The following is a 24,682-nucleotide window of genomic DNA, read 5'->3' on the forward strand; positions in this document are numbered from 1 at the left end:
GATCGATGACCTGGTGATCTCCAGCCTTGCGGCTCCTGCACAAAACCACGCGCGGCATTGCCTTTGAACACAAACTCGGTTGTACAGCGCCCGGGGTTCCTGTGTAGCCTGAGCGCCATGAAAGCACACACAAAATCTGCGGCATCATATACTCGCGCTACTTAAACGGAAACGACACCGCTTGCCGCGCCCTTTTTCGGCACCGCTCACATCGGAAATCTCATGCAACTCAAGAATCCCATCCTCGGCCTGTGCCAACAGTCCACCTTCATGCTCAGCGCCGCCAAAGTGGACCAATGCCCGGATGACGAAGGCTTTGAAGTCGCCTTTGCCGGCCGCTCCAACGCTGGCAAGTCCAGCGCATTGAATACGCTGACCCACGCCAGCCTGGCGCGCACCTCGAAGACCCCGGGCCGCACGCAGCTGCTCAACTTCTTCAAACTGGACGACGAGCGTCGTCTGGTCGACTTGCCGGGTTACGGTTACGCCAAAGTGCCTATCCCGCTGAAGCTGCACTGGCAGCGTCACCTGGAGGCGTACCTGGGTGGCCGTGAAAGTTTGAAAGGGTTGATTCTGATGATGGACATCCGTCATCCAATGACCGACTTCGACCTGCTGATGCTCGACTGGGCTGTCGCCAGCGGCATGCCGATGCATATCCTGCTGACCAAGGCCGACAAGCTCACCTACGGCGCGGCGAAGAACACCTTGCTCAAGGTGCAGTCCGAAATCCGCAAAGGGTGGGGTGACACCATCACCATCCAGCTGTTCTCGGCGCCAAAGCGCATGGGCCTGGAAGATGCGTACACCGTGCTGGCCGGCTGGATGGAATTGGCGGACAAGGGCGCAGAAATCGCCGAATAGCTTTTCTGCGGGCAAAAAAAACCCCGGACTTCGTATGGGGAGGGGAAGTTCGGGGTTCAAGTTCCGGACCGCTAGGGCGGGGCCCGGATATCTGCCAACACTTAACACAACATAGGAGCTTTGAAGGGCTTCACCACCCATTCAGAGACTCTGAGTGACAATTCACAGGTTAAGTTCCGGCTCGCTCGAAAAACTCTGAAATAACTGAAGTCCATTTCCCACGCCAGACGCTGTGCCACCGCTCATCGCCGGTGGCAAACGCCCGCCGTCAGTGCGCTTCGTCCCAGTTGTTGCCCACGCCTACTTCCACCAGCAGTGGCACGTCCAGTTGCGCGGCGGCGCTCATGTGCTCACGAATCCTCTCGCTGACCTCGGCGACCAGATCCTCACGTACCTCCAGCACCAATTCATCGTGTACCTGCAGGATCACCTTGGCATCCAGGCCCGAGTCGGTCAGCCAGTTATCCACGCGCACCATGGCCTTCTTGATGATATCGGCGGCGGTGCCCTGCATCGGCGCGTTGATGGCCGTGCGCTCGGCGGCCGCACGTTCCTGGGGTTTGTTGGAATTGATATCCGGCACGTACAGGCGGCGGCCAAAGAAGGTTTCCACGTAACCCTGGTCGGCCGCCTGGGCGCGGGTGCGCTCCATGTACTCGCGCACCCCGGGATAGCGGGCGAAATACACATCGATATAAGCCTTGGCGGTCTTGGTATCGACGCCAATGTCCTTGCCCAGCTTCTGCGCGCCCATGCCATAGATCAGGCCGAAGTTGATCGCCTTGGCACTGCGGCGCTGGTCGGAAGTGACCTCGTCCAACTCCACCTTGAACACCTCGGCCGCAGTGGCGGTGTGCACATCCAGATTGTGGCGGAAGGCATTCATCAAGCCTTCGTCCCTGGACAGGTGCGCCATGATGCGCAGCTCGATCTGCGAATAGTCCGCTGCCAGCAGCTTGTAGCCCTTGGGCGCAACAAACGCCTGGCGGATGCGTCGCCCTTCAGCGGTGCGCACCGGAATGTTCTGCAGGTTCGGGTCGCTGGAGGACAGACGCCCGGTCGCCGTCACCGCCTGGTGATAAGACGTGTGGATACGCCCGGTACGCGGGTTGATCTGTTCCGGCAGGCGGTCGGTGTAGGTGCTTTTGAGCTTGCTCATGCTGCGGTACTGCATCAGCACCTTGGGCAGCGGATAGTCATCTTCGGCCAGTTTGGCCAGCACTTCTTCCGCCGTCGAGGCCTGCCCTTTACCAGTCTTTTTCAACACCGGCATGCCGAGCTTGTCGTAGAGAATAGAGCCGAGCTGCTTGGGAGAGCCCAGGTTGAACGCCTCACCGGCGATCTCGAATGCCTGGCGCTCCAGCTCGACCATCTTGTTGCCCAACTCGATGCTCTGGATACCCAGCAGCGCCTTGTCCACCAGCGCACCCTGGCGCTCGATGCGCGCCAACACCGGCACCAACGGGATTTCGATATCCGTCAGCACACTGGCCAAGCTCGGGATCGCGGCCAATTGCGCGTGCAGCGCCTGGTGCAGCCGCAAGGTCACGTCGGCATCTTCGGCTGCATACGGGCCAGCCTGTTCCAGCGCGATCTGATCAAAAGTCAGCTGCTTGGCGCCCTTGCCAGCGATGTCCTGGAAACTGACAGTGTCGTAGTCCAGGTACTTCTTGGCCAGGCTGTCCATGTCGTGCCGAGTGGCGGTGGCGTTGAGCACATAGGATTCAAGCATGGTGTCGAAGGCGATACCGCGCACGGTGATGCCTTGCTCAGGGTCGCCGCCGATGGCGCAGTTGGCCAGGATGTTCATGTCGAACTTGCCGTGCTGGCCGACCTTGAGCTTGGCGGGGTCTTCCAGCAGAGGTTTCAAGGCCAGCAGCACGGTGTCACGGTCCAGTTGGTCCGGCACGCCGATGTAGGAGTGAGTCAACGGGATGTAGGCTGCTTCATGGGGCTGCACGGCAAAGGAAACCCCGACCAATTGCGCTTTTTGCGCGTCGATGCCGGTGGTTTCGGTGTCGAACGCGAACAACGGCGCGTCCTGAAGCTTTTTCAGCCATCGTTCGAAGGTCGGCTGATCGAGGATGGTGGTGTAGGTCGTTTCCACGGGGGCTGTCAGTGCAGTTTCGACGACCTCGGCCACCACCGGCGCGGCGCTCAGTTCGACGCGCTTGGCATCGCGCTGAATCTCGTCGTACCAGCTCTTGAATTCGAGCAGGGTATACAGCTCAAGCAGCTTTTCGCGGTCCGGCTCGATCAGATGCAGGTCGTCCAGGCCGATATCCAGCGGCACGTCGATTTTGATGGTGGCCAACCGGTAAGACAGGAACGCCATCTCGCGGTGCTCTTCCAGCTTGGCGCGCAGGGTCTTGGCGCCGCGAATCGGCAGGCTCGGCACAATGTCCAACTGCTCATAGAGCTCTTTGAGGCCACCATTGACGCCCACCAGCAAGCCGGACGCGGTCTTCGGACCAATGCCCGGTACGCCCGGAATGTTGTCGGACGAATCGCCCATCAACGCCAGATAGTCGATGATCTGCTCCGGAGCGACACCAAATTTCTCCTTCACGCCCTCTACGTCCATCGCGCTACCGGTCATGGTGTTGACCAGGGTAATGTGCCCGTCCACCAGCTGCGCCATGTCCTTGTCACCGGTGGAAATCACCACTGGCCGGCTGGCGGCTGCGCTGCTGCGGGCCAGAGTGCCGATCACGTCATCGGCTTCGACGCCTTCGACGCACAGCAGCGGAAAGCCCAGGGCGATCACGCTCTGGTGCAGCGGCTCGATCTGCAAGCGCATGTCGTCGGGCATGCTCGGGCGGTTGGCCTTGTAATCGGCGTACATATCATCGCGAAAGGTCCCACCCTTGGCGTCGAACACCACCGCGAACGGGCTGTCCGGATACTGCCGGCGCAGGCTCTTGAGCATGTTCAGCACGCCCTTGACCGCGCCGGTCGGCAGGCCCTTGGAAGTGGTCAGCGGTGGCAGTGCATGGAAGGCGCGGTACAGATAAGAAGAACCGTCCACCAGGACGAGGGGCGCTTGGCTCATGAGCAGGATCAACCTTTTCGGCGGGTCAGGCGCTAGAATAGCCGGACCAATGAAAACAAAGGGACAAGGTTATCATGCGTACATTCAATCGCCTGCTGTTGACTGGCTTGATTGCACTCGCTCCGATGGCTGCCATGGCAGCAGACGATGCGCCGTCGGCCGACCCGGAAGTGACCATTCGCACGGAAGGCGACAAGACCATCCAGGAGTACCGCCAGAATGGCTTCCTGTACGCGATCAAGGTCACCCCCAAAGGTGCGCCGCCGTATTTCCTGGTGCGCGCGGACGGAACCGACGCGAACTTCATCCGTTCTGACCAGCCGGATATGCTGATTCCGTCATGGAAGATCTTCGAATGGAAATGATTTCCCCACTTTAATCGACGCTGCAATCCGCAGCGTCCGTAACGGCAGTTTACCCATGTCTGTGTTCACCCCCCTGGCTCGGCCCGAGCTGGAAACCTTTCTCGCGCCCTACGGGCTCGGCCGCCTGCTTGACTTCCAGGGGATTGCCGCTGGTAGCGAAAACACCAATTTCTTCATCAGCCTGGAACAGGGCGAGTTCGTCCTGACCCTGGTTGAGCGCGGCCCGGTGGCAGAAATGCCGTTTTTCATCGAGCTGCTCGACGTACTGCACGACGCCGACCTGCCAGTGCCCTACGCGCTACGCACCACCGACGGCGCCGCCTTGCGCGAGTTGGCCGGCAAACCGGCGCTGCTGCAACCGCGCCTGGCCGGCAAGCACATCACGCACGCCAACGCGCAGCATTGCGCCCAGGTCGGCGAACTGCTCGGCCACCTGCATCTGGCCACTCATGGCGATAAAGTGCTGGAACGCAAGACCGATCGCGGGCTGGACTGGATGCTCAGTGAAGGGACGCAGCTGGTTTCGCACTTGAACGCCGCGCAGCAACGCCTGCTGCAGGACGCGCTGGCCGAGATCCAGGTGCACAAGGCCGACATCCTGGCCCTGCCGCGCGCCAACCTGCATGGTGACCTGTTCCGCGACAACGCGATGTTCGAAGGCACGCACCTGACCGGCTTGATCGACTTCTACAACGCCTGCTCCGGGCCGATGCTGTATGACGTCGCGATTGCGCTGAATGATTGGTGCTCGAACGCGGATGGCGCAATCGATGGGCCGCGTGCCCGTGCCTTGCTGGGCGCCTACGCGGGACTGCGACCGTTCACTGCGAAGGAAGCCGAATTATGGCCGACGATGCTGCGGGTGGCGTGCGTACGGTTCTGGCTGTCGCGCCTGATCGCCGCTGAGTCGTTTGCCGGGCAGGATGTGCTGATTCACGATCCAGCGGAATTCGAACACCGCTTGGCGCAACGCCAGCAGGTCACTGCGCACCTGCCGTTCGCGCTTTAGAGACCCACTCGGTCAGAAAATGTAGGAGCGGGCTTGCTCGCGAATGTGGTGTATCAGTCAAGGATGTACCTACTGACGCACTGCATTCGCGAGCAAGCCCGCTCCCACTTGGGTTGAGCGCCGATTTTTAGAGCGAATCCAGGCAGCCCGCCAGGTCGTTACCCAGCTTGTCCAGCACCTGCTCATAACCCTGGGCTGTGGCCGGGGTGTAACCGCCCAACGCATCCAGTTCAGCCAGTTTCACCGGCAAACCCGCGACCAGCGTCTCGGCCAAACGCGGGCGCAGCGGCGGCTCGCTGAATACACAGGTCTTGCCCACTTCCTGCAGACGCGTGCGCATCGCCGCCACATGCTGGGCGCCCGGCTGCACTTCGGCGGCAACGCTGAACACGCCGGCATGCTTGAGTCCGTAGGCCTCTTCGAAGTAATCGAAGGCTTCGTGGAACACGAAGTAAGGCTTGCCCGCGATCCCCGCCAGGCGCTTCTTCAGACGCGCATCCAATGCGTCCAGACGCTCGTCGAAAGCCTTCACGTTGCTCTCATAACGAGCGGCATTCTGCGGGTCGGCGGCACTCAGGTCCGCCGCCATGCGCGCAGCGATCACCCGCGCATTGACCGTGGACAGCCACAAGTGCGCATCCAGGCTGCCCGGACGGTGATCGTGATCATGCTCGTCGGCATCATCGGCGTGAGAGTGGCTATCTTCGGCGAAGCGACGCAGCTTCATGCCTGGCAGGTCCTGCACCGCCACTGTTGGCGCGCTGCGGCCCTTGAGTACGCGCGGCAGGAAGCTTTCCATGTCCGGGCCAATCCAGTACAGCAGGTCCACCGACTGCACGCGCCGTACGTCGGATGGTCGCAGCGCGAAGTTATGCGGCGATGCGCCCGGCGGCAATAACACCTCGGGAACCGCCACGCCGTCCTGCACAGCAGCGGCAATGAGCTGCAACGGCTTGATGCTGGTCAGCACCTTGACCTCGGCCTGAGCGGCCCCCGCAACGAAAAAACTGGCGACAAATATGACAAAAACTGGAAAAAGTCGGGACACGATGACCACTCAATGGCGTAGGAACGGGTAACATAATAACGTCTCTATCAAATGTCTGTCGCCGCTCATGCCTAAAACACCGCTTGCCAGCCGTCCCCATGACCATTCTCACTGCGTGCACACCGCGCTGGCGGAAGCCGACACCCTGTGTGCACAAAAAGGTCTGCGCCTGACCGCCCTGCGTCGGCGCGTGCTGGAGCTGGTGTGGCAGAGCCACAAGCCGCTGGGCGCCTACGATATCCTCGGCGTGCTCAGCGAACAGGACGGCCGCCGCGCTGCGCCGCCTACCGTGTATCGCGCGCTGGATTTCCTGCTGGAAAACGGCCTGGTACACCGCATCGCCTCGCTCAACGCCTTCGTCGGCTGTAACCACCCCGAACACGCACACCAGGGCCAGTTCCTGATCTGCCGCGAATGCCACGCCGCCATCGAGCTTGAACAAAAAAGCATCAGCGACGCGATCATCAAGAGTTCTGCCGAGGTGGGCTTTCAGGTCGAAGGGCAAACGGTCGAAGTGGTCGGCCTGTGCTCGGGCTGCCAGGGGGCTTGATGAGCAACGCGTTAATCCGCCTGGAGCAGGTCGGGGTCACGTTCGCCGGGCAAACCGTGCTGGATAACATCGCGCTGAGTGTCCAGCCACGGCAGATCGTCACCCTGATCGGCCCCAACGGCGCCGGCAAGACCACCCTGGTGCGCGCCGTGCTCGGCCTGCTCAAGCCCGACACCGGCAGCGTGTGGCGCAAGCCCAAACTGCGGGTGGGCTACATGCCGCAAAAACTGCACGTCGATCCGACTTTGCCGTTATCCGTGCTGCGCTTCTTGCGCCTGGTGCCCGGCGTTGATCGCGCCCGCGCCCAGGCCGCGCTCAAGGAAGTCGGCGCCGAGCAGGTGATCGACAGCCCGGTGCAAAGCATCTCCGGCGGCGAAATGCAGCGCGTGCTGCTGGCCCGCGCTTTGCTACGCGAGCCCGAGCTGCTGGTGCTCGATGAACCGGTGCAAGGCGTCGACGTGGCCGGCCAGGCCGAGCTGTACAGCCTGATCACCCGCCTGCGCGACCGCCATGGCTGCGGCGTCCTGATGGTGTCCCACGACCTGCACCTGGTGATGAGCACCACCGACCAGGTGGTGTGTCTCAATCGCCACGTTTGCTGCTCCGGCCACCCGGAACAGGTGAGCGGCGACCCGGCCTTCGTCGAGCTGTTCGGCAAGAACGCGCAGAGCCTGGCGATCTATCACCACCATCACGACCACGCCCACGACCTGCATGGCGCCGTGGTCGATGATCCTTCTGCACCCCACGTGCACGTTCACGGAGATAGCTGCAAGCATGGCTGATTTTCTGCTCTACGCCCTGCTGGCAGGCTTGGCTCTGGCGTTGGTGGCGGGCCCGCTGGGCTCGTTCGTGGTGTGGCGACGCATGGCGTATTTTGGCGACACCTTGTCCCACGCCGCGCTGCTGGGCGTGGCCATGGGCTTTTTGCTGGACGTGAGCCCGACCATTGCCGTCACCGTGGGCTGCCTGCTGCTGGCGGTGCTGCTGGTGACCCTGCAACAGCGCCAGCCACTGGCCTCCGACACCCTGCTGGGCATCCTGGCACCGAGCACTTTATCGCTGGGCCTGGTGGTGCTGAGCTTCATGCATGAAGTGCGCATCGACCTGATGGCCTACCTGTTCGGTGATCTGCTGGCGATCAGCCCGACCGACCTTGCGTGGATCCTCGGCGGCAGCGCTGCCGTGCTGGTGCTGCTGGTGACGCTGTGGCGCCCGCTGCTGGCGATCACCGTGCATGAAGAACTGGCCACGGTCGAAGGCTTGCCGGTACCGGCCCTGCGCATGGCTCTGATGTTATTGATCGCGGTGGTGATTGCTGTCGCGATGAAGATTGTCGGCGTATTGTTGATCACGTCGCTGCTGATCATTCCCGCCGCCGCCGCCCAGCGCCATGCCCGCTCACCGGAGCAGATGGCAATCGGCGCCAGCCTGTTGGGAATGCTCGCCGTCTGTGGGGGCCTGGCGTTGTCCTGGTTCAAGGACACGCCGGCCGGGCCATCGATTGTGGTCGCGGCCGCTGCCCTGTTTCTGCTGAGTTTTGTCCTGCCCCGTCGAGGGGTGTAGACTTGCTCGCTTTTTGCGCAATTAGAGAGTCGCAGGAATGAAGCCGTTCACCTCCCGTTATCTGCTCCTTGCCGCATTTTCCCTGCTGCTGGGCGCCTGTCAAAGCACACCGCCCGCCGCCCTCGCGACGCCGGACGCTCGCGCGGCGGCCATCGCGCAGCTGGAGCAAAACCTGGCCAGCAGCGAGCTGGCCACCGCCGAGGATCAACTGGCGGCCTTGCAGGCACAAACGCCCAACGACCCGGCGCTGGAAACTTACCAACGCCAGTTGGCCGAAGCCTACTTGCAGCGCAGCCAGATCGTCCTGCAAAAAGGCGACGTCAACGCCGCTGCCACCGCCCTGAGCCGTGCCCGCGCGCTGATGCCCAAGGCACCGGCCCTCACCGGCGGCGTCAACAGTGCCATCAGCCATGCGCGCAAAGCCGAGCTGGACAAAGCCGAGGCGGCCTTGAAAGCCGCCGAAGCCAAGCCGCCTGCCAAGGTCATCGACCCGGCCGCGCCCAGCACCACCGTGGCGTTGAACCTCACCGATATCCAAGCGCTGCGCCATCAACTGGATGCGATTGCCACCGATGTGGTGAATTACCAGTGCGACGTGAGCATCCAGGCGCCGCGCACCGAAGATTACCCGTGGCTGGCCACGTTGCTGACCAAACGGGTTAAACGGATTGATTCGGGGTATGAGCTGAAGATCCACCGGCAGATCCTGAAACACATTCCGGCGCAGGTAGTGCTGATTCCGCGCAAGGCGGACTAAAGCATCGCAGGCAAGCCAGCTCCCACACTTGAATGTATTCACGCTTCAAATGTGGGAGCTGGCTTGCCTGCGATAGCGGTCTGACAAACAGCGAAGGACTTAAGCCGGAATCGCCTTGGCCTTGGCCTCACGATCCCAAACCCGATGCTCGGCAATCGCCGCAAAGAACGCCTTGAACGCCTTCGCATCCGCGCCCACGATCAGCCCCTCGTCCGCTTCCAGTCTCAGCAGATCCAGCAGTGGTTTCACGTCATTGGCGACCGCAATCGCCTTCAGGTGCTTGTACGCCTCCAGCACATAGTGCAGCGCCACACCGTCAGTGCTCAGCGCGTCTACCGACGCTTTACCGCCCGGGATGAACACCGCGTCAAAGGCAATCGACGGCATGCCTTCCATCGACGCATCCACCGGCAGCGTCTTGCCATCCGCCGTGGTCACAGGCGCCGAGGTCGGCCCCAGCAACTTGGCGTGGGCACCTTCGGCCTCCAACGCTTTTTTCATCGCATCAATCGCTGCGCCGTCCACGCCATTGGCGGCCAGAATTGCCACCTTGCGCGTCTTGATATCACCTGACAGCAGGTTCACCTGGCTCAAGGCCGGCGATTTTTTCACCGACGCCTCACGCACAGGCACGGTGCCTTTGGTCGGCGCAGGCAGGCCCAGGTTCTGCGCAACGCGCTTGGCCAGTTCCAGGTCGATGTTGGCGAGGATCTCGTTGACCTGACGGGCACGGATGTACTCGCGCTCGACCTTGCCCAACTCGAAGCTGTAGGCCGCGATGATGTGCTCTTTCTCATGGTGGCTCATGCTGTTGAAAAACAGCGTGGCCTGGGAGAAATGATCGCCGAACGACTCACTGCGCTCACGCACCTTGTTGGCGTCGACGCGCTCGTAATACGTTTCGAAACCGCCGTCAGTCGGGCCCGCCGGTGTTTCCTTCGGCCAGCCGCCGTCGATGGAGTTGGGCTCGTAGGCTGCGCGGCCTTTATCGATCACGGTGCGATGCTGCGCGTCGCGCTGGCCATTATGGAACGGCGCAACGGGACGGTTGATCGGGATCTCGTGAAAATTTGGTCCGCCCAGTCGGCTGATCTGCGTGTCCGTGTAGGAAAACAGACGGCCTTGCAGCAGCGGGTCGTTGGTGAAGTCGATACCCGGCACGATATGGCCTGGGCAGAAGGCAACCTGCTCGACCTCGGCGAAGAAGTTGTCCGGGTTGCGGTTAAGCACCATCTTGCCCAGCGGGGTGATCGGCACCAGCTCTTCGGGGATGATCTTGGTCGGATCGAGCAGGTCGAAGTCGAAGTTATGCTCGTCTTCTTCTGCAACGATCTGCACGCCGAGTTCCCATTCAGGGTAATCGCCGCTCTCAATCGCTTCCCACAGGTCGCGACGGTGGTAGTCGGTGTCTTTACCGGCCAGCTTCTGCGCTTCGTCCCACACCAGGGAGCAGGTGCCGACCTTTGGCCGCCAGTGAAACTTGACGAAGCTCGACTTGCCTTCGGTGTTGATCAACCGGAAGGTGTGCACGCCAAAACCCTGCATGGCACGCAGGCTTTTTGGAATGGCACGGTCGGACATGGCCCAGATCACCATGTGCGCCGATTCCGGCTGCAACGACACGAAATCCCAGAAGGTATCGTGGGCCGAACCGCCGGTAGGAATCTCGTTATGCGGCTCAGGTTTTACGGCGTGCACAAAGTCAGGAAACTTGATCGCGTCCTGAATGAAAAACACCGGCATGTTGTTGCCCACCAGGTCGAAGTTGCCTTCCTCGGTGAAAAACTTCACGGCAAAACCACGCACGTCACGTACCGTGTCGCCGGAGCCGCGCGGGCCCTGCACGGTGGAGAAGCGCGCGAATACCGGGGTCTTGTGCTCCGGGATACGCAGGAAACCGGCCTTGCTCAACGCCGAGTGGTCTTCGTAGGTCTGGAAGTAACCATGGGCGCCGGTACCACGGGCATGCACGATGCGCTCGGGGATGCGTTCATGGTCAAAGTGCGTGATCTTTTCACGCATGATGAAGTCTTCCAGCAGCGACGGGCCACGCGCGCCGACCTTCAGGGTGTTCTGGTTATCAGAGATCTTCACGCCCTGGTTGGTGCGCAGGGCCTGGCCGGTCGCATCGGAACGGAATTCTTCCAGCGCCTGCAGTTTGGCGTTGGTATTGCCTCGGTCCAGGGTATCAGTGCCCGCGAGTTCACTCTTCGGCGGGGTGGCTGGCTTCTTGGTACTCATCAGTCAAAACTCCTTAGTCAAAGTGGCCAGAGCGGTCCCCGGCTCGTTTGAGCGAAACCCCGGACACGGCACCCGGGAGATCGAATTGCTTAGGTAGTGACTGACAGGGTTTTGAGCCGTTCCTTTTTTATGACCTTTGGTCTCGTTATTGCCAAATCGCTGAATGGATGCGAAATAAATGCTAAGAAACGCTATACGGACAGGCTAAAATGCGCGCCCGGCTAACCGCTGATCCCTTTTCCATGCGCCCCACAAGGTTCGCTACGTGATCGAGTTTCAAAACGTCCATAAAACTTACCGCGTCGCCGGTAAGGATATTCCCGCCCTGCACCCCACCAGCCTGCGCGTCGAAAATGGCCAGGTGTTCGGCCTCATTGGCCACTCGGGTGCGGGAAAAAGTACCCTGCTGCGCCTGATTAACCGCCTCGAAGAACCGAGTGGCGGGCAGATCACCGTCGACGGCGAGGAAGTCACCGCGCTGGACGCCAACGGCCTGCGCCGCTTCCGCCAACAGGTCGGGATGATTTTCCAGCACTTCAACCTACTGGCGTCCAAGACCGTCGCCGACAACGTGGCACTGCCGCTGACCCTGGCCGGCGAGTTGTCGCGCAAGGCCATCGACCTGCGCGTGGCTGAATTGCTCGCCCGCGTGGGCCTGTCGGACCACGCCAAAAAATACCCGGCGCAACTGTCCGGCGGTCAGAAACAGCGCGTCGGTATCGCCCGCGCCCTGGCGACCAAGCCGAAAATCCTGCTGTGCGACGAAGCCACCAGCGCCCTTGACCCGCAAACCACGGCGTCGGTGTTGCAATTGCTGGCCGAGATCAACCGCGAGCTGAAGCTGACCATTGTGCTGATCACCCATGAAATGGACGTGATCCGCCGCGTGTGCGACCAAGTGGCCGTGATGGACGCCGGCGTCATCGTCGAGCAAGGCTCGGTGGCCGAGGTGTTCCTGCACCCCAAGCACCCGACCACCAAGCGTTTCGTGCAGGAAGCCGACCAGATCGACGAAAGCGAGCAGCGCGATGATTTCGCCCACGTGCCAGGCCGCATCGTGCGCCTGACGTTCCAGGGAGAGGCGACCTACGCGCCATTGCTGGGGACCGTCGCCCGTGAAACGGGGGTGGACTACAGCATCCTCGCCGGTCGGATCGACCGCATCAAAGATATTCCCTACGGGCAACTGACCCTGGCCGTAACCGGCGGTGACATGGACGCCGCGTTTGCGCGATTTACCGCTGCCGATGTCCATATGGAGGTGCTGCGCTGATGGACGTACTACTGCATTACTTCGATAAGGTTGACTGGGCTGACATATGGGTTGCCACTGGCGACACCATGCTGATGCTCAGCACCTCGCTGCTGTTCACCATACTGGTGGGCCTGCCGCTGGGCATTCTGCTGTTTCTGTTCAGCCCACGGCAGCTGCTTGAGCAAAAAGCCACCTATAGCGTGCTGGCATTTATCGTCAACGCTATACGTTCTCTGCCGTTTATCATTCTGCTGATTGTGATGATCCCGACGACGGTCTTCATCACTGGCACTTCGCTTGGCGTGGCCGGCGCGATTCCACCGCTGGTGGTAGGTGCTTCGACGTTCTTCGCGCGGCTGGTGGAAACCGCATTGCGTGAGGTGGATCGCGGCATCATCGAAGCGACCCAAGCCATGGGCGCCACCACTCGGCAGATCATCGTCAAGGCGCTTCTGCCGGAGGCAAAATCCGGCATCATTGCGGCAATCACCGTCACCGCTATCGCTCTGGTGGGTTACACCGCCATGGCAGGCGTGGTGGGCGCCGGTGGTTTGGGTGATCTGGCGATCCGTTATGGATACCAGCGTTTCCAGAACGATGTCATGGTCGTTACCGTAATCATGCTGATTGTGCTGGTACAAATTCTGCAGACCATCGGCGACAAGCTGGTGACACACTATTCTCGAAAATAACGGCCATTGACGGCCAGAAGCCGGCAATTAACCGAACAAGGAGCTTGCTGCATGAAAAAACTACTGGTTGCTTTCGCCGCCGTTGCGGCGTTTTCCGCCCACGCCGAAACCCTCACCGTCGCAGCCTCGCCGGTGCCGCACGCGGAAATCCTCGAGTTCGTGAAGCCTGCGCTGGCCAAAGAAGGCGTGGACCTGCAGGTCAAGGTCTTCACCGACTACGTGCAGCCCAACGTGCAGGTTGCGGAAAAACGCCTGGACGCCAACTTCTTTCAGCACCGCCCGTATCTGGATGAGTTCAACAAAGCCAAGGGCACTCACCTGGTGAGCGTCGGCGGCGTGCACCTGGAACCCCTGGGCGCGTACTCCAGCAAGTACAAGAAGCTCGACGAGCTGCCGGACGGCGCCAACGTGGTCATCCCCAACGACGCCACCAACGGCGGCCGCGCCCTGTTGCTGCTGGCCAAAAACGGCCTGATCACCCTGAAGGACCCGACCAACATCCTGTCGACCATCAAGGACATCACCGCCAACCCGAAAAACCTGAAATTCCGCGAACTCGAAGCCGCCACCCTGCCGCGCGTGCTGACCCAGGTTGACCTGGCGCTGATCAACACCAACTACGCCCTGGAAGCCAAGCTGGATCCGTCCAAGGACGCGCTGGTGATCGAAGGCAGCGACTCGCCTTACGTGAACATCCTGGTGACCCGCGAAGACAACAAGGACTCGGACGCCGTGAAGAAACTGGTAGCCGCCTTGCATACCCCTGAAGTGAAGCAATTCATCGAAGAGAAATACAAGGGTGCGATCAAGCCGGCGTTCTGATCCGGCCCTGAATACCCGATCTCCGGTCTGATGGAGGTCAAAAAGTGGGAGGGGGCTAGCTCCGATCGCAGTGTTTCAGTCAACTCATAGGTCGACTGATTCACCGCGATCGGAGCTAGCCCCCTTCCACTTTTTTGTGCCTGCTTTATTTGCGCTGCAACAACCCAGGCAACTGTGCCACCAGCTTCTTGCTGTTCAACGGCGCGCGGATAAACCCGCGCTGAGTACCGTCCGGGCCGATAATCGCGAGGTTGCCGCTGTGGTCGACGGTGTAGTTGGGCTTGCTGGTGTCAGCCGGGATGAACGGGATGCTCACGGCATTCGACAGCGTCTGCACCTCATCCACCGTCGCACCGGTCAAGCCGCGGAACTGCGGATCGAAGTAGCCCAAATACTGCTTGAGCTGCGCCGGGGTGTCGCGGTGCGGGTCGACGCTGACCAGGATCACCTGCAACGTGTCCACAGCCTCCTTGGGCAATTCACTCTTGATCTGGCGCAACTGGGCGAGGGTGGTGGGGCAGATGTCCGGGCAGAAGGTATAGCCGAAGAACAGCAGGCTCCACTTGCCTTTCAACGCGTTGACGAGCACCGGTTGGCCGTTCTGGTCTTGCAAGGTCACCGGCGGTAATTGGCGACTTTGCGGCAGCAGGATGATGCCCGCGTCGATCAACGCCACAGAGTCGACCTGACCCCTTCCCGAGAGCGCCTTGTTAACCATCAGGCCCAGGATCAGCGCCACCAGAGCAATCAGCATGAAAACGGTTTTTTGAGTTCGAGTCATAGGTTCAACAGTCGTTAATGGTTTACGAACGCGGCGATAAGCGGCAGCAACAGGTGCCGGAGTGTAAAGCAGGAGAAGCAGCTGGGTGTAATGCCGCACCAGGATACGTAGTACGTATCATGCTTCGGCATGTATCTGACTTCGTTATCGGGGGGCAAACAGTAGCTGGCCGTCTCCACGCAGGGCTACGGGGGATGAAGGCGCAGTGATATCAAACAGTGTGTAAGCCAGCGTGATATGCGCCACATCCCTGGGCATGTCGCGGTCGACGATAAACCGCACCGGCATTTCTATGCGCTCGCCGGGTTGCAGCACTTGCTGGGTGAAGCAAAAGCACTCGGTCTTGTGAAAGTACGGCGCGGCTTGCGCCGGGGAAATGCTCGGCACCGCCTGGGCGGTCATGGGTTTGTCGGTGGGATTGTAGGCCACGAACAGCATCTCGGTGACGGCGCCTGGGTGGACCACGACGTCGTCAGCCTTGGAATGGAACTCCCACACCATATTGGCGGCATTGGTGGACACAAACTGCACCCGTACCTGGCGCATCGAGTCCACGGCCTGTGATCCCTCATAGTGCCCGGTGGCCTTGTCATTGACGCCGAACACGTTGAGCAGCGCGTCGTAGATGGGCACCAAAGCGAAGCTCAACGCGAACATCGCCACCGCAAGAATCAGCAGTCGAGCGATAAACCGTTTGAGCGGAACAGATTCAGCCATAACACCCACCCAGTATCAGCAAGGGCAACACGATCCGGAACATCGTCGAGTATAGACAGCACCGGCAGCCTCGCGATGGGCACAGGAAATCAGTGAAAAACGATCAATCCCACCCAATAAAGTCAGGAGCAGAAACGTTTTTGCGACTAAAATTTGCAACTGGTTATAGCCCCTGCGCATAACCCTGAATTAATTATGACAAATGCATCTTAGGGGCTCGTATAAACGAGCTAACTTCTCCTTTTTCCTACACCTGTTTCACTGGAGCCACCATGAATACCGCCGCATTGCGCGAGCAGATTTCCCGTGCCCATCACCACGAAGCCAGCACGGGCCAGCTGGCCCTGCAGCTGGAAAAACAATTGCCGCACCTGCACTCGGCCATTTCCCTGGCTGAAGGTGATCGCAGCGCAGTCATGACGCGTTTCGTCACCGCCTACATTGACCTCGTCCCGGACCTGCTGGACGCCGCCAATGACGTAGCACGCGCAGCCGGTATCGAAAGCCAGATCAAACCGGTACTGAAGATTGCCGAGCATTTCTTCCTGCAGCCTCCGTCAATCCTGGCCGGGCACGAAGGCCTGGAAGGTTTGCTCGATGAGGCCTACCTGGCGCATCGCTTGGTGGAAGAAGTAAACGATCTGTATATCAAGCATTTCGGTCAGCCATTGATTCCGGCGGATACCACCGTGGCCAACCTGATTGCCCACCAGTTGATCGGCGAAGCCTTTGCCAACCAGTTGGACGAGGCCGTGCACCTGGCCGTGGATGAAATGCTAAACGAAGAGAGTTTTGCGCTGGAATCGGTGGAGAGCTACCGGGAAAAGCTGAGAAGCCCGAACACGGAAGCCGCGTGGAAGCGCTGGCCGTGCCTGTCGCGGCAGTTGGGCGTTGAACTGGCACTGGATCAGCCTGCCTGACCTCTCCAGCCAAAAGATCAAATGTGGGCGGGAGCAAACGCCTTCTTATCAAACAAAAATAGCGTGTTGATTTTAAAGCCTGAAATTTCACCCAGCCCATGAGCTTTTTCAGTCAACCACCTCCCTGTGGCGAGCGGGCTTGCCCCGCGTTGGGGTGCGCAGCGCCCCCAATCCAGCAAAACGCGGTGTACCTGATACGGCTCAGCGCCTGGTTTTGCGGCTGCTGCGCAGCCCAACGCAGGACAAGCCTGCTCGCCACAGGGAGTCTTCGCTTAACTGAACGGCATTGGGGCTTGCCCGCTCGCCACAACGAGCCCGCTCAACTTGGCGGAGCCTCCCTGGTGTTCAAGCCGGGGCGGATCCAATCCCGGTTGTAGTCCTTATCCGCCCTTCCAGACGACGCTTGAGCCCTCGCGCCTCAATCACCAGCTTCGAGCCCTTCGCCGCATTTGCACGGCCCCATTCCTCCAGCAATTCCAGGCACGAATGGTCGATGTAGCTCAGGTTATTGAGCGGCACATGCACGGTGGTCCCCGCCGGCACAGTCGACAGCACCTGGGTCAGCGCCGGTACCTTCAAGAAGGTCGCCGCACCGGTCAGACGCAATTCCATCTCGGCGTCCTGCGGCAGGTCGATCAGGCTGACCTTCAAGCGTGAGGCCTTGAACGCGAGCTTGAGCAACGTCAGGCCGAAGCCCACCAGCACGCCCGTCAGCAAATCGGTGAAAATGATCGCCAGGGCCGTGGCCGCGTAGGTGAACATCGGCATCCGCCCATAGCGTCCCAATGCCTTGAACGCTTTGATGTCCACCAGCTTGATCCCGGTGTACACCAGCACGCCGGCCAGGCTCGCCACCGGAATGCTTTGCAGCACGCTCGACAGCAGCAGCACGAAGCCCAGCAACCAGACACCATGGAACATCGCCGACAGGCGCGTGGTGGCGCCGGCCTGAACGTTGGCCGAGCTGCGCACGATCACGCCGGTCATCGGCAGGGCGCCGACCAGACCGCAGAGCATGTTGCCTACACCTTGAGCAGACAATTCCTTGTCGAAGTCCGAGCGCTGCCCACTGTGCATACGGTCAACCGCAGCGGCGGACAACAGCGTTTCGGCGCTGGCGATGAACGCCACCGCGAACGCCGCGATCAGCAACTGCGGATCGGCCAGGTTGAGCAGGTCGCTGGGCCGCAGCCAATCGATGGCGTCCGCCAGGTTTTCCGGCACTTCCACGCGCTTGACCTGCAACGCCAGCACCAGGCTGGTCACCGTCGCCAGGCCTACGCCGAGCAGGGCACCGGGCACAAAGCGCAGTGTTTGCGGGCGCAATTTGTCCCACAGGTACATCACCAGCATGGTCGACACACCCAGCAGGCCGGCCTGCCAGCCAAGGCCGCCACCCAGGGTCGGAATCGCTTCAACCAGCGCCGCCGGGAAGCCCGTGAGGTTGTCCAGACCCGAAGGCTTGGGCGCACCGTCGAGCATCACATGCACCTGCGACAGCACAATCAACACGCCGATACCCGCGAGCATGCCGTACACCACGGCCGGCGCCGTCACGCGGAACCAGCAGCCCAGGCGCAAACGCCCGGCCACCAGTTGCAGGAAGCCCGCCAGCAGTAGAATCGGCCCGAGCATCAGCATGCCGTGCTGACGCACCAGCTCGAACACCAACACCGCAAGACCCGCTGCCGGACCGCTGACCTGCAGCGGCGACCCCGCCAGCCAGCCCACCACCAGCCCGCCGATGATCCCGGTAATCAGGCCCTTGGCCGGCGGCATGCCGGACGCAATCGCGATACCCATGCACAAGGGCAGGGCGACCAGAAACACAACCACGGAAGCGAGCAGCTCCCGCGGCAATACAGCTTTCAATTGAGCAGCACGCATGATGACTCTCCCGAGGCATTCGCCGGGCGCGGTAAAGCCTGGCTGCATCCATGGCAGCCACCGCTTTACCCGGCAGGGAAGTGTGTTAGAAGCGCGCTTTAGGCGTCGCGGATGGAATCGGACCTTCACCGCCCAACGGTCGGAACGCCGACTGATCCGCGTCGTAGGCCCGGATCTCGCTGGTCTCGATGTTGTAGATCCAGCCATGGATGAACAACTGACCATTGGCCATGCGCGAAGCCACGGAAGGGTGGGTGCGCAAATGCTGCAACTGGGCGATGACGTTTTCTTCGGTCAGCACCTGCATGCTTTCGCCTTCGTTGGCGCAGTCGCAGTTGTCATGGACCATGGTCTTGGCGACCTCGGCATGACGCAGCCAGGCCTTGACCGTCGGCATCTTCTCCAGGCTCTGAGGGTTGAGCACTGCGCGCATGGCGCCGCAGTCGGAGTGGCCGCATACGATGATGTGCTGCACGCCCAGAGCGAGTACCGCGTACTCGATGGCGGTGGATACGCCGCCATTCATCTGGCCATAAGGCGGAACCACGTTGCCCACGTTACGGGTCACGAACAGGTCGCCGGGCGAGCTTTGGGTAATCAGCTCGGGCACGATGCGCGAGTCGGCGCAGGTAATGAACATCGCACGTGGGCTCTGGGCCGTGGCGAGTTTCTTGAACAGTTCTTCCTGCTGGGGGAAGACGTCGTGATGGAAATGCAGAAAACCGTCGACGATGTGCTGCAGCGCTGCATCGGCGGACTCCGCCACTTGAGGGGCTGAAGCCGACGCAGCCAACGGCTGTTTATCGTTATCACTCATGATTGATCCTCATACTTTATGCAGGGCAGGGTTCAGCTCAGTTCGACGCCAGAGCCGTGAAATAGTTGTGCAACTGCCACAACCAGGTCACCGACTCATTGGTCACTCGCTGAACAAGGTAACCATCGAAACTTAACTCAAACTGAATGAACCGCTCTAGATCGCGGGTTTCAGTGATGTCAAAACGCGACCATTCCTACAGTAACGGTGTACCTCACCTGATCAGTCTATAACAGCGCCATCTGTCTGCCCGGTGGGCAGAACGCCGTGCAATCGAGGTTATACCCCTCCCGACGGTCCATGCCCAGGCGCTTGATCGCCTTGCTGAACCGCTGCGCCAACAGATCCGCAAACGGCCCCTCGCCGCGCATGCGCACGCCGAATCGACTGTCGTACACCTCACCGCCGCGCACCTGGCGCACCAGGCTCATTACGTGGGCCGCGCGCTGCGGATAATGCGCCGCGAGCCACTCCTCGAACAGCGGCGCCACTTCCAGCGGCAGGCGCAGCATCATGTAGGCCGCACTTTGCGCCCCGGCGGCGTGGGCTTCGGTGAGCAGGCTTTCCAGCTCACTGTCGTTGATCATCGGGATCATCGGCGAGCACAGCACACCCACCGCAATGCCGGCCTCGCGCATCACGCGAATGGCCCGCAACCGCGCCTTGGGCGCCGCCGCGCGCGGTTCGAGGATACGCTTGAGTTCATCGTCCAGGCTGGTGAGGCTGATCATCACCGCCACCAGCCGTTGCCGGGCCAGTTCGGTGAGCAGGTCAAGGTCGCGCAGTATCAGCGAGCCTTTGGTGATGATGGTCACCGGGTGCCGATAGCGCAGCAGCACTTCGAGGAGTTGCCGAGTGATTTTATGTTCGCGCTCAATAGGCTGGTACGGGTCGGTATTGGAGCCCAGGTTGATCGGCGCACACACATAGCCGGGCCTGGACAGCTGCTGCTCGAGTACCTGGGCCGCATTGCTTTTGGCGATCAGGCGGGTTTCGAAATCCAGCCCTGGCGACATGTCCCAATAGGCATGGCTGGGCCGCGCGTAGCAGTAGATGCAGCCATGCTCGCACCCGCGATACGGGTTGATCGAACGATCGAACGGCAGATCCGGCGAGCTGTTGCGCGTGATGATGGTTTTGGCCGTTTCGATGCGCACTTCGGTGCCCTGGGTCTGCGGGACTTCCTGATGCCAGCCGTCGTCCTCGGCCACGCTGACGGTGGGCGCAAAGCGATTATGCAGATTGGTGGCCGTACCCCGGCCACGGGGCGGCAGCGCAGTGGTCATGAAAATGCCTCGATACTGTTTTTATGTACAGTATCGAGGTGAGAAGGTTATGACCAGTGCCGTCCGGCGGTCAGTGCTTTTGCGTGACTTGCCCCAGATCATCGCCCGAGGTGCTGCGCATATCGCTCTTGCGCAACTCGGCCACCTCGCTGGCGGTGATCGGCGCGCCTTTATTGCCCCAGCTGCCACGGATGAAACTGACCACCTGTGCCACTTCCTCATCCGACAAACGCCAGGCAAACGCCGGCATGGTAAAGGTCGATGGCGCCGTGTGGGTGGCCGGCAGGGTGCCGCCGTTCAACACGATGTTGATCAACGACGTGGCATCCGCCGTCTGCAGCACCGGATTGCCCGCCAGCGCCGGGAACACCCGCGTGTAGCCATGGCCATCGGTACGGTGGCAGGCCGCGCAGTTGTCGATGTACACCGACGCGCCCGGTTTGCTGTCATCACCCTTCCACAGCGCCTCGGCCACCTGCTTGTCGTATTGATGCGGCGCGTCCTTGGAATCGACTGCAGGCAGGCTCTTGAGGTAGCGGGCGATAGCGGTCAGGTCGTCTTGCGACATGTACTGCATGCTGTGCACTACAACGTCACTCATGCCGCCAAACACCGCGCTGCGGTCGCTGCGACCGGTCTTGAGAAACTGCACCAGTTGCTCTTCGCTCCAGCTACCCAGGCCGTCCTTGTGATCGCCGCGCAGGCTCTTGGCGATCCAGCCTTCCAGCGGCGCGCTGCCAGAGAGGAACGCGTTGCCATCGGCAGCGCTGAGGGCTTTTTCCTGCATGGTCAGCGCTCGCGGCGTATGGCACGCGCCGCAATGACCGAGGCCCTCCACTAGGTAGGCGCCACGGCTGATCACCGGATCGGCATCCGCTGGCGCCTGGTAATCCGCCACCTCAGGGGCAAACATCCAGCGCCACGCCGCCAACGGCCAGCGCATGCTCAGGGGCCAGGGAATATCGCTGTCCCGGTTTTCCTGGGCGACCGGTTCCACGCCTTTCATGAAGTAGGCATACAGCGCCTGCATGTCGCTTTCGCTGACACGCGCATAAGACGGGTAGGGCATCGCCGGGTAAAGCGTACTGCCGCTCTTGGCGACGCCATGGCGTACGGCCTTGTCGAAGTCTTCGAAGCTGTAGTTGCCCAGGCCTGTCTTGTCCGGGGTGATGTTGGTGGAATAGATCACACCGATGGGGGTTTCCATCGGCAGGCCGCCGGCGAACGGCTTGCCGTCCTTGGCGGTGTGGCAGGCCACGCAGTCACCGGCGCGGGCCAGGTATTCGCCCTGCTTGATCAGGTCGTTTTCGGCAGCGCTCACCGAGCAACTGCTGAAAAGCGCCAGGGTCGCGATCACAAATGCTTTCATGCTCATCGCTCCTTATGCCTGAACCAGTGGGCCGGGGTTTTTCAGGTACTGCTCGCGGATCGCCCGGGCCGACCAATAGGTCAACGCAGCCACCAGACCGGTAGGGTTGTAGCCCAGGCCTTGTGGGAAAGCGGATGCGCCGGGTACAAACACATTGTGTACATCCCAGCTCTGCAGATAGCGGTTCAACGCGCTGGTTTTCGGGTCGGTGCCCATGATCGCGCCGCCGTTGAGGTGGGTGGTCTGATAAGACGCCGTATTGAAATGCTCGCCGACTTTCTTGCCGAGCAGGGCAATCGACTTGGGGTTCATCGCCTCGGCGACCTTGCTCATTTTCTCGACCATGAAGCGGTTCATCTTGATGTCGTTTTCCTGCCAGTCAAACGTCATCCGCAGTAACGGCAGGCCGTAGGCATCGCGGTACACCGGGTCCAGATCGAGGTAGTTGCCCCGGTAGGATTGATGGGCGCCGTGAGCATCCATCGACACCTGATGGGTGTAGTAATCGGCGGTGGCGCGCTTCCACGCACTGCCCCAGGCCGCTGTGCCCGGTGGGTTGGACGTGCCGGCAATCGGCCGGCTGCCCGCCTGGTTGACCCACATCGGCGAGCCGCCGACAAAGCCATGGGGGCCGTGGTCGAAGTTGTCCGCGTTGAAATCATCGATGGCCACGCCATTGCCGCCCGCACCGATAAAATTATTGGTGTGGGTGTCCTTGTCGAAGAACGCCTTGATGGTAGCCATGTTCTGGTACGCAAAGTTACGGCCCACCACACCCTCGTTGGTGATCGGGTCGTAGGGCTTGCCAATGCCCGACAGCAGCATCAGCCGCACGTTGTGGAACTGGAAAGCACCGAGGATCACCAGATCGGCCGGCTGCTCGCATTCGCGGCCCTGTGCGTCGATGTAGGTCACGCCGGTGGCTTTGCTTTTGGTGCTGTCGAGATTGACCTTGAGCACGTGGGAGTTGGGCCGCAGCTCGAAGTTGGGCACCTGGCGCAACGCCGGCAGGATGTTCACGTTCGGCGATGCCTTGGAGTACATGTAGCAGACATAGCCGCTGCAAAATCCGCAGAAGTTGCACGGCCCCATCTGCGCGCCATAGGGGTTGGTATAAGGCCCCGAGGTATTGGCCGACGGCAGGTTGTAGGGTTTGTAACCCACCTCGGCCGCCGCTTTCTGAAACAGCTGTGCGGAGACGGTATTTTTCTGCGACGCCAACGGGAACGGATTGGAGCGATCCGGCGCATACGGGTTGCCGCCACGCCCTTCGCCCACCAACTGACCGTTGACGGTCCAGGCCTGGCCTGAAGTGCCGAAGACCTTCTCCGCATAGTCGAAAAACGGCTCCAGCTCTTCGTAACTGACGCCGAAATCCTGGATGGTCATGTCTTTGGGGATGAAATGTTTGCCGTAGCGCTCTTCGTAATGGCTGCGCATACGCAACTCGATGGGATCGACGCGAAAATGCACGCCCGACCAATGCAGGCCCGCACCGCCGACGCCATTGCCCGGCAAAAAGGCGCCAAGCTGGCGGTTGGGCAGGGCGACATCATTCACGCTATGGCGAATGGTCACCGTCTCCTTGGAAATGTCCTGGAAGAGCTTTTTACGCACGCTGTAGGTCAGTTCGTCGATGACCTGGGGATAGTTGCCGTCCGGATAAGTGTCCTGCATCGGGCCGCGTTCCAGCGCTACCACGTTCAGGCCCGCCTCCGTGAGCTCCTTGGCCATGATTGCACCGGTCCAGCCGAAGCCTACGATCACTGCATCGACTTTCTTCATGATGGTCGCCACGTTTATGCCCTCTCGCCGCGCATGGAAACAGCCGGGAAGGGGTATTGCTCGTTGCGTTCCACCCAATCCATGAAATCGGCGCGGGCGCCGGGGAAGCCGATCATGGTCCAGCCGACCATGCCTTTGTTGCCGCCGTGGATCGGGTCGCAGAAGAACCCTTCCTTGGTGTTTTGCAGCAGCAGGTTGAAGAACATCTTTGGCGGCACCGCGCCGAAATGCGTGGACACTTCAGCGCCGCCCGCTTCGAGGCGCCGGAGCATATCGTCCCGGGTAGCGCTGTCTTGCGCAGCAAACACTTTACCGTTGAACGCCTTCGACCAGGCATCCGTGGCGGCAATGCCCAGGCGATAGATCTCCCGGGGCACCAATTTGCTCTGCCAGCCCATCTCCGGCGCGGCGTCGGCATTGAACGGGCCCTGCATGAACCACAGGGCTCCGCTGGCATAGGGCGTGTTCATCTGGCGGTCGATATATTCCGGCGCGCCAGCTTCCAGGGCGCCTGGACCTTGCGCATCGGCGGGAATCAGACGCTCGACGGCGGCGTTGATAAACGCCCATTCCTCGGCAGTGAAATAGCTGGGTTCGTAAGCGTCGCCAGCCGCAACAGGCTTGGCCGCAGCGGCTTCTACCGGCGCGGGCGTGGCCATCAACATCGAGCCGCCAAGGCCGGTGCTGGCCACCGTGACCACCGGGATCAAGGTCAAGGATTTGCGCAGAAAATCACGCCGGGGGTTGTCTTGATCTTGATCAGACATGGGTGCACCTCATCATGTGGTCACGGGTTTGTCAGCCGCTTCTGGGGAGCGGCTTGGGCAATCATTGGTTACAAATGATAGCAGGCTAAGCATCCGTAGACCTCGTTAAGCGCCGAACAAAAAAATGTGGGA

General features: G+C 61.0%; 22 protein-coding genes. 11 read left to right on the forward strand and 11 right to left on the reverse strand.

Annotated elements, in window-relative coordinates:
• The first annotated feature begins 222 nt into the window (after window positions 1–222).
• The gene (gene yihA, locus TU75_RS21305) at window positions 223–864 is read left to right on the forward strand and encodes a ribosome biogenesis GTP-binding protein YihA/YsxC (protein ID WP_003233738.1); all 642 of its coding nucleotides are present in this window, start codon (window positions 223–225) and stop codon (window positions 862–864) included.
• A gap of 268 nt (window positions 865–1,132) precedes the next feature.
• Here yihA and polA read toward each other — a convergent pair whose 3' ends face one another.
• The gene (gene polA / locus TU75_RS21310) at window positions 1,133–3,916 is read right to left on the reverse strand and encodes a DNA polymerase I (RefSeq protein WP_060550034.1); all 2,784 of its coding nucleotides are present in this window, start codon (window positions 3,914–3,916) and stop codon (window positions 1,133–1,135) included.
• 74 nt (window positions 3,917–3,990) lie between these two features.
• Between polA and TU75_RS21315 the strand changes: the two genes are divergently transcribed.
• Together TU75_RS21315 and TU75_RS21320 are read left to right on the forward strand one after the other, a co-directional pair.
• Window positions 3,991–4,281 (forward strand): DUF2782 domain-containing protein, encoded by a 291-nt coding sequence (locus TU75_RS21315; RefSeq protein ID WP_003187366.1) that lies wholly within the window; start codon window positions 3,991–3,993, stop codon window positions 4,279–4,281.
• Between the two features lie 55 nt (window positions 4,282–4,336).
• A complete protein-coding gene (locus tag TU75_RS21320; RefSeq protein ID WP_003233733.1) occupies window positions 4,337–5,290 on the forward strand; it encodes a homoserine kinase in 954 nt (317 codons plus the stop codon).
• A 127-nt stretch (window positions 5,291–5,417) separates the two neighbouring features.
• Here the strand turns inward: TU75_RS21320 and TU75_RS21325 are convergent, their stop codons facing one another.
• Window positions 5,418–6,347, reverse strand: coding sequence for a zinc ABC transporter substrate-binding protein ZnuA (locus tag TU75_RS21325; protein WP_041931548.1), 930 nt, complete (start codon window positions 6,345–6,347; stop codon window positions 5,418–5,420).
• 58 nt (window positions 6,348–6,405) lie between these two features.
• Here TU75_RS21325 and zur point away from each other — a divergent pair, with 58 nt between their 5' ends.
• Genes zur through TU75_RS21345 form a run of 4 tightly spaced genes read left to right on the forward strand, consistent with a single transcriptional unit; the run spans window position 6,406 to window position 9,211 of the window.
• Window positions 6,406–6,888 (forward strand): zinc uptake transcriptional repressor Zur, encoded by a 483-nt coding sequence (zur, locus tag TU75_RS21330; protein ID WP_003233728.1) that lies wholly within the window; start codon window positions 6,406–6,408, stop codon window positions 6,886–6,888.
• Window positions 6,888–7,673 (forward strand): zinc ABC transporter ATP-binding protein ZnuC, encoded by a 786-nt coding sequence (znuC, locus tag TU75_RS21335; protein ID WP_003233726.1) that lies wholly within the window; start codon window positions 6,888–6,890, stop codon window positions 7,671–7,673. Before zur ends, znuC begins: the two co-directional genes overlap by 1 nt.
• Window positions 7,666–8,454 carry a zinc ABC transporter permease subunit ZnuB gene (znuB, locus tag TU75_RS21340; protein ID WP_003233724.1) on the forward strand — a complete coding sequence of 263 codons (789 nt, stop codon included), beginning with the start codon at window positions 7,666–7,668 and terminating at the stop codon, window positions 8,452–8,454. Before znuC ends, znuB begins: the two co-directional genes overlap by 8 nt.
• 37 nt (window positions 8,455–8,491) lie before the next feature.
• The gene (locus TU75_RS21345) at window positions 8,492–9,211 is read left to right on the forward strand and encodes a PA5502 family lipoprotein (protein WP_060550035.1); all 720 of its coding nucleotides are present in this window, start codon (window positions 8,492–8,494) and stop codon (window positions 9,209–9,211) included.
• 99 nt (window positions 9,212–9,310) lie between these two features.
• Here the strand turns inward: TU75_RS21345 and katE are convergent, their stop codons facing one another.
• On the reverse strand, window positions 9,311–11,452 hold the full coding sequence (katE, locus tag TU75_RS21350) for a catalase HPII (protein ID WP_060550036.1): 2,142 nt from the start codon (window positions 11,450–11,452) through the stop codon (window positions 9,311–9,313).
• A gap of 265 nt (window positions 11,453–11,717) precedes the next feature.
• Between katE and TU75_RS21355 the strand changes: the two genes are divergently transcribed.
• The 3 genes from TU75_RS21355 to TU75_RS21365 are packed head-to-tail and all read left to right on the forward strand — an operon-like array spanning window position 11,718 to window position 14,221.
• Window positions 11,718–12,725, forward strand: a complete 1,008-nt coding sequence (locus TU75_RS21355) for a methionine ABC transporter ATP-binding protein (protein ID WP_060550037.1) — start codon at window positions 11,718–11,720, stop codon at window positions 12,723–12,725.
• Window positions 12,725–13,399, forward strand: coding sequence for a methionine ABC transporter permease (locus tag TU75_RS21360; RefSeq protein WP_060550038.1), 675 nt, complete (start codon window positions 12,725–12,727; stop codon window positions 13,397–13,399). Before TU75_RS21355 ends, TU75_RS21360 begins: the two co-directional genes overlap by 1 nt.
• 51 nt (window positions 13,400–13,450) lie before the next feature.
• Complete coding sequence (locus TU75_RS21365) at window positions 13,451–14,221, forward strand: MetQ/NlpA family ABC transporter substrate-binding protein (protein WP_060550039.1); 771 nt, start codon at window positions 13,451–13,453, stop codon at window positions 14,219–14,221.
• 145 nt (window positions 14,222–14,366) lie between these two features.
• Here TU75_RS21365 and TU75_RS21370 read toward each other — a convergent pair whose 3' ends face one another.
• Together TU75_RS21370 and TU75_RS21375 are read right to left on the reverse strand one after the other, a co-directional pair.
• Window positions 14,367–15,002 carry an SCO family protein gene (locus TU75_RS21370; RefSeq protein WP_015373406.1) on the reverse strand — a complete coding sequence of 212 codons (636 nt, stop codon included), beginning with the start codon at window positions 15,000–15,002 and terminating at the stop codon, window positions 14,367–14,369.
• Between the two features lie 144 nt (window positions 15,003–15,146).
• Complete coding sequence (locus TU75_RS21375; RefSeq protein WP_015373405.1) at window positions 15,147–15,719, reverse strand: cytochrome c oxidase assembly protein; 573 nt, start codon at window positions 15,717–15,719, stop codon at window positions 15,147–15,149.
• 272 nt (window positions 15,720–15,991) lie between these two features.
• Between TU75_RS21375 and TU75_RS21380 the strand changes: the two genes are divergently transcribed.
• Window positions 15,992–16,639 (forward strand): hypothetical protein, encoded by a 648-nt coding sequence (locus tag TU75_RS21380; protein WP_003233708.1) that lies wholly within the window; start codon window positions 15,992–15,994, stop codon window positions 16,637–16,639.
• A gap of 345 nt (window positions 16,640–16,984) precedes the next feature.
• Here the strand turns inward: TU75_RS21380 and TU75_RS21385 are convergent, their stop codons facing one another.
• The 6 genes from TU75_RS21385 to TU75_RS21410 all read right to left on the reverse strand — a co-directional run bounded on the left by TU75_RS21385 (window position 16,985) and on the right by TU75_RS21410 (window position 24,550).
• Window positions 16,985–18,526, reverse strand: a complete 1,542-nt coding sequence (locus tag TU75_RS21385; protein ID WP_060550040.1) for a SulP family inorganic anion transporter — start codon at window positions 18,524–18,526, stop codon at window positions 16,985–16,987.
• A gap of 85 nt (window positions 18,527–18,611) precedes the next feature.
• Complete coding sequence (locus tag TU75_RS21390; RefSeq protein ID WP_003233703.1) at window positions 18,612–19,343, reverse strand: carbonic anhydrase; 732 nt, start codon at window positions 19,341–19,343, stop codon at window positions 18,612–18,614.
• A 227-nt stretch (window positions 19,344–19,570) separates the two neighbouring features.
• Complete coding sequence (locus TU75_RS21395) at window positions 19,571–20,629, reverse strand: PA0069 family radical SAM protein (RefSeq protein WP_060550041.1); 1,059 nt, start codon at window positions 20,627–20,629, stop codon at window positions 19,571–19,573.
• Between the two features lie 70 nt (window positions 20,630–20,699).
• Window positions 20,700–21,998, reverse strand: a complete 1,299-nt coding sequence (locus TU75_RS21400) for a c-type cytochrome (RefSeq protein ID WP_060550042.1) — start codon at window positions 21,996–21,998, stop codon at window positions 20,700–20,702.
• Window positions 21,999–22,010: 12 nt separating this feature from the next.
• Entirely contained in the window at window positions 22,011–23,795 is a 1,785-nt protein-coding gene (locus TU75_RS21405; RefSeq protein ID WP_060550043.1) for a GMC family oxidoreductase, read from the reverse strand.
• A 2-nt stretch (window positions 23,796–23,797) separates the two neighbouring features.
• Window positions 23,798–24,550, reverse strand: coding sequence for a gluconate 2-dehydrogenase subunit 3 family protein (locus TU75_RS21410; protein ID WP_060550044.1), 753 nt, complete (start codon window positions 24,548–24,550; stop codon window positions 23,798–23,800).
• Window positions 24,551–24,682 lie beyond the last annotated feature (132 nt).

This window comes from Pseudomonas poae (genome assembly GCF_001439785.1).
GTDB lineage: Bacteria > Pseudomonadota > Gammaproteobacteria > Pseudomonadales > Pseudomonadaceae > Aquipseudomonas > Aquipseudomonas poae.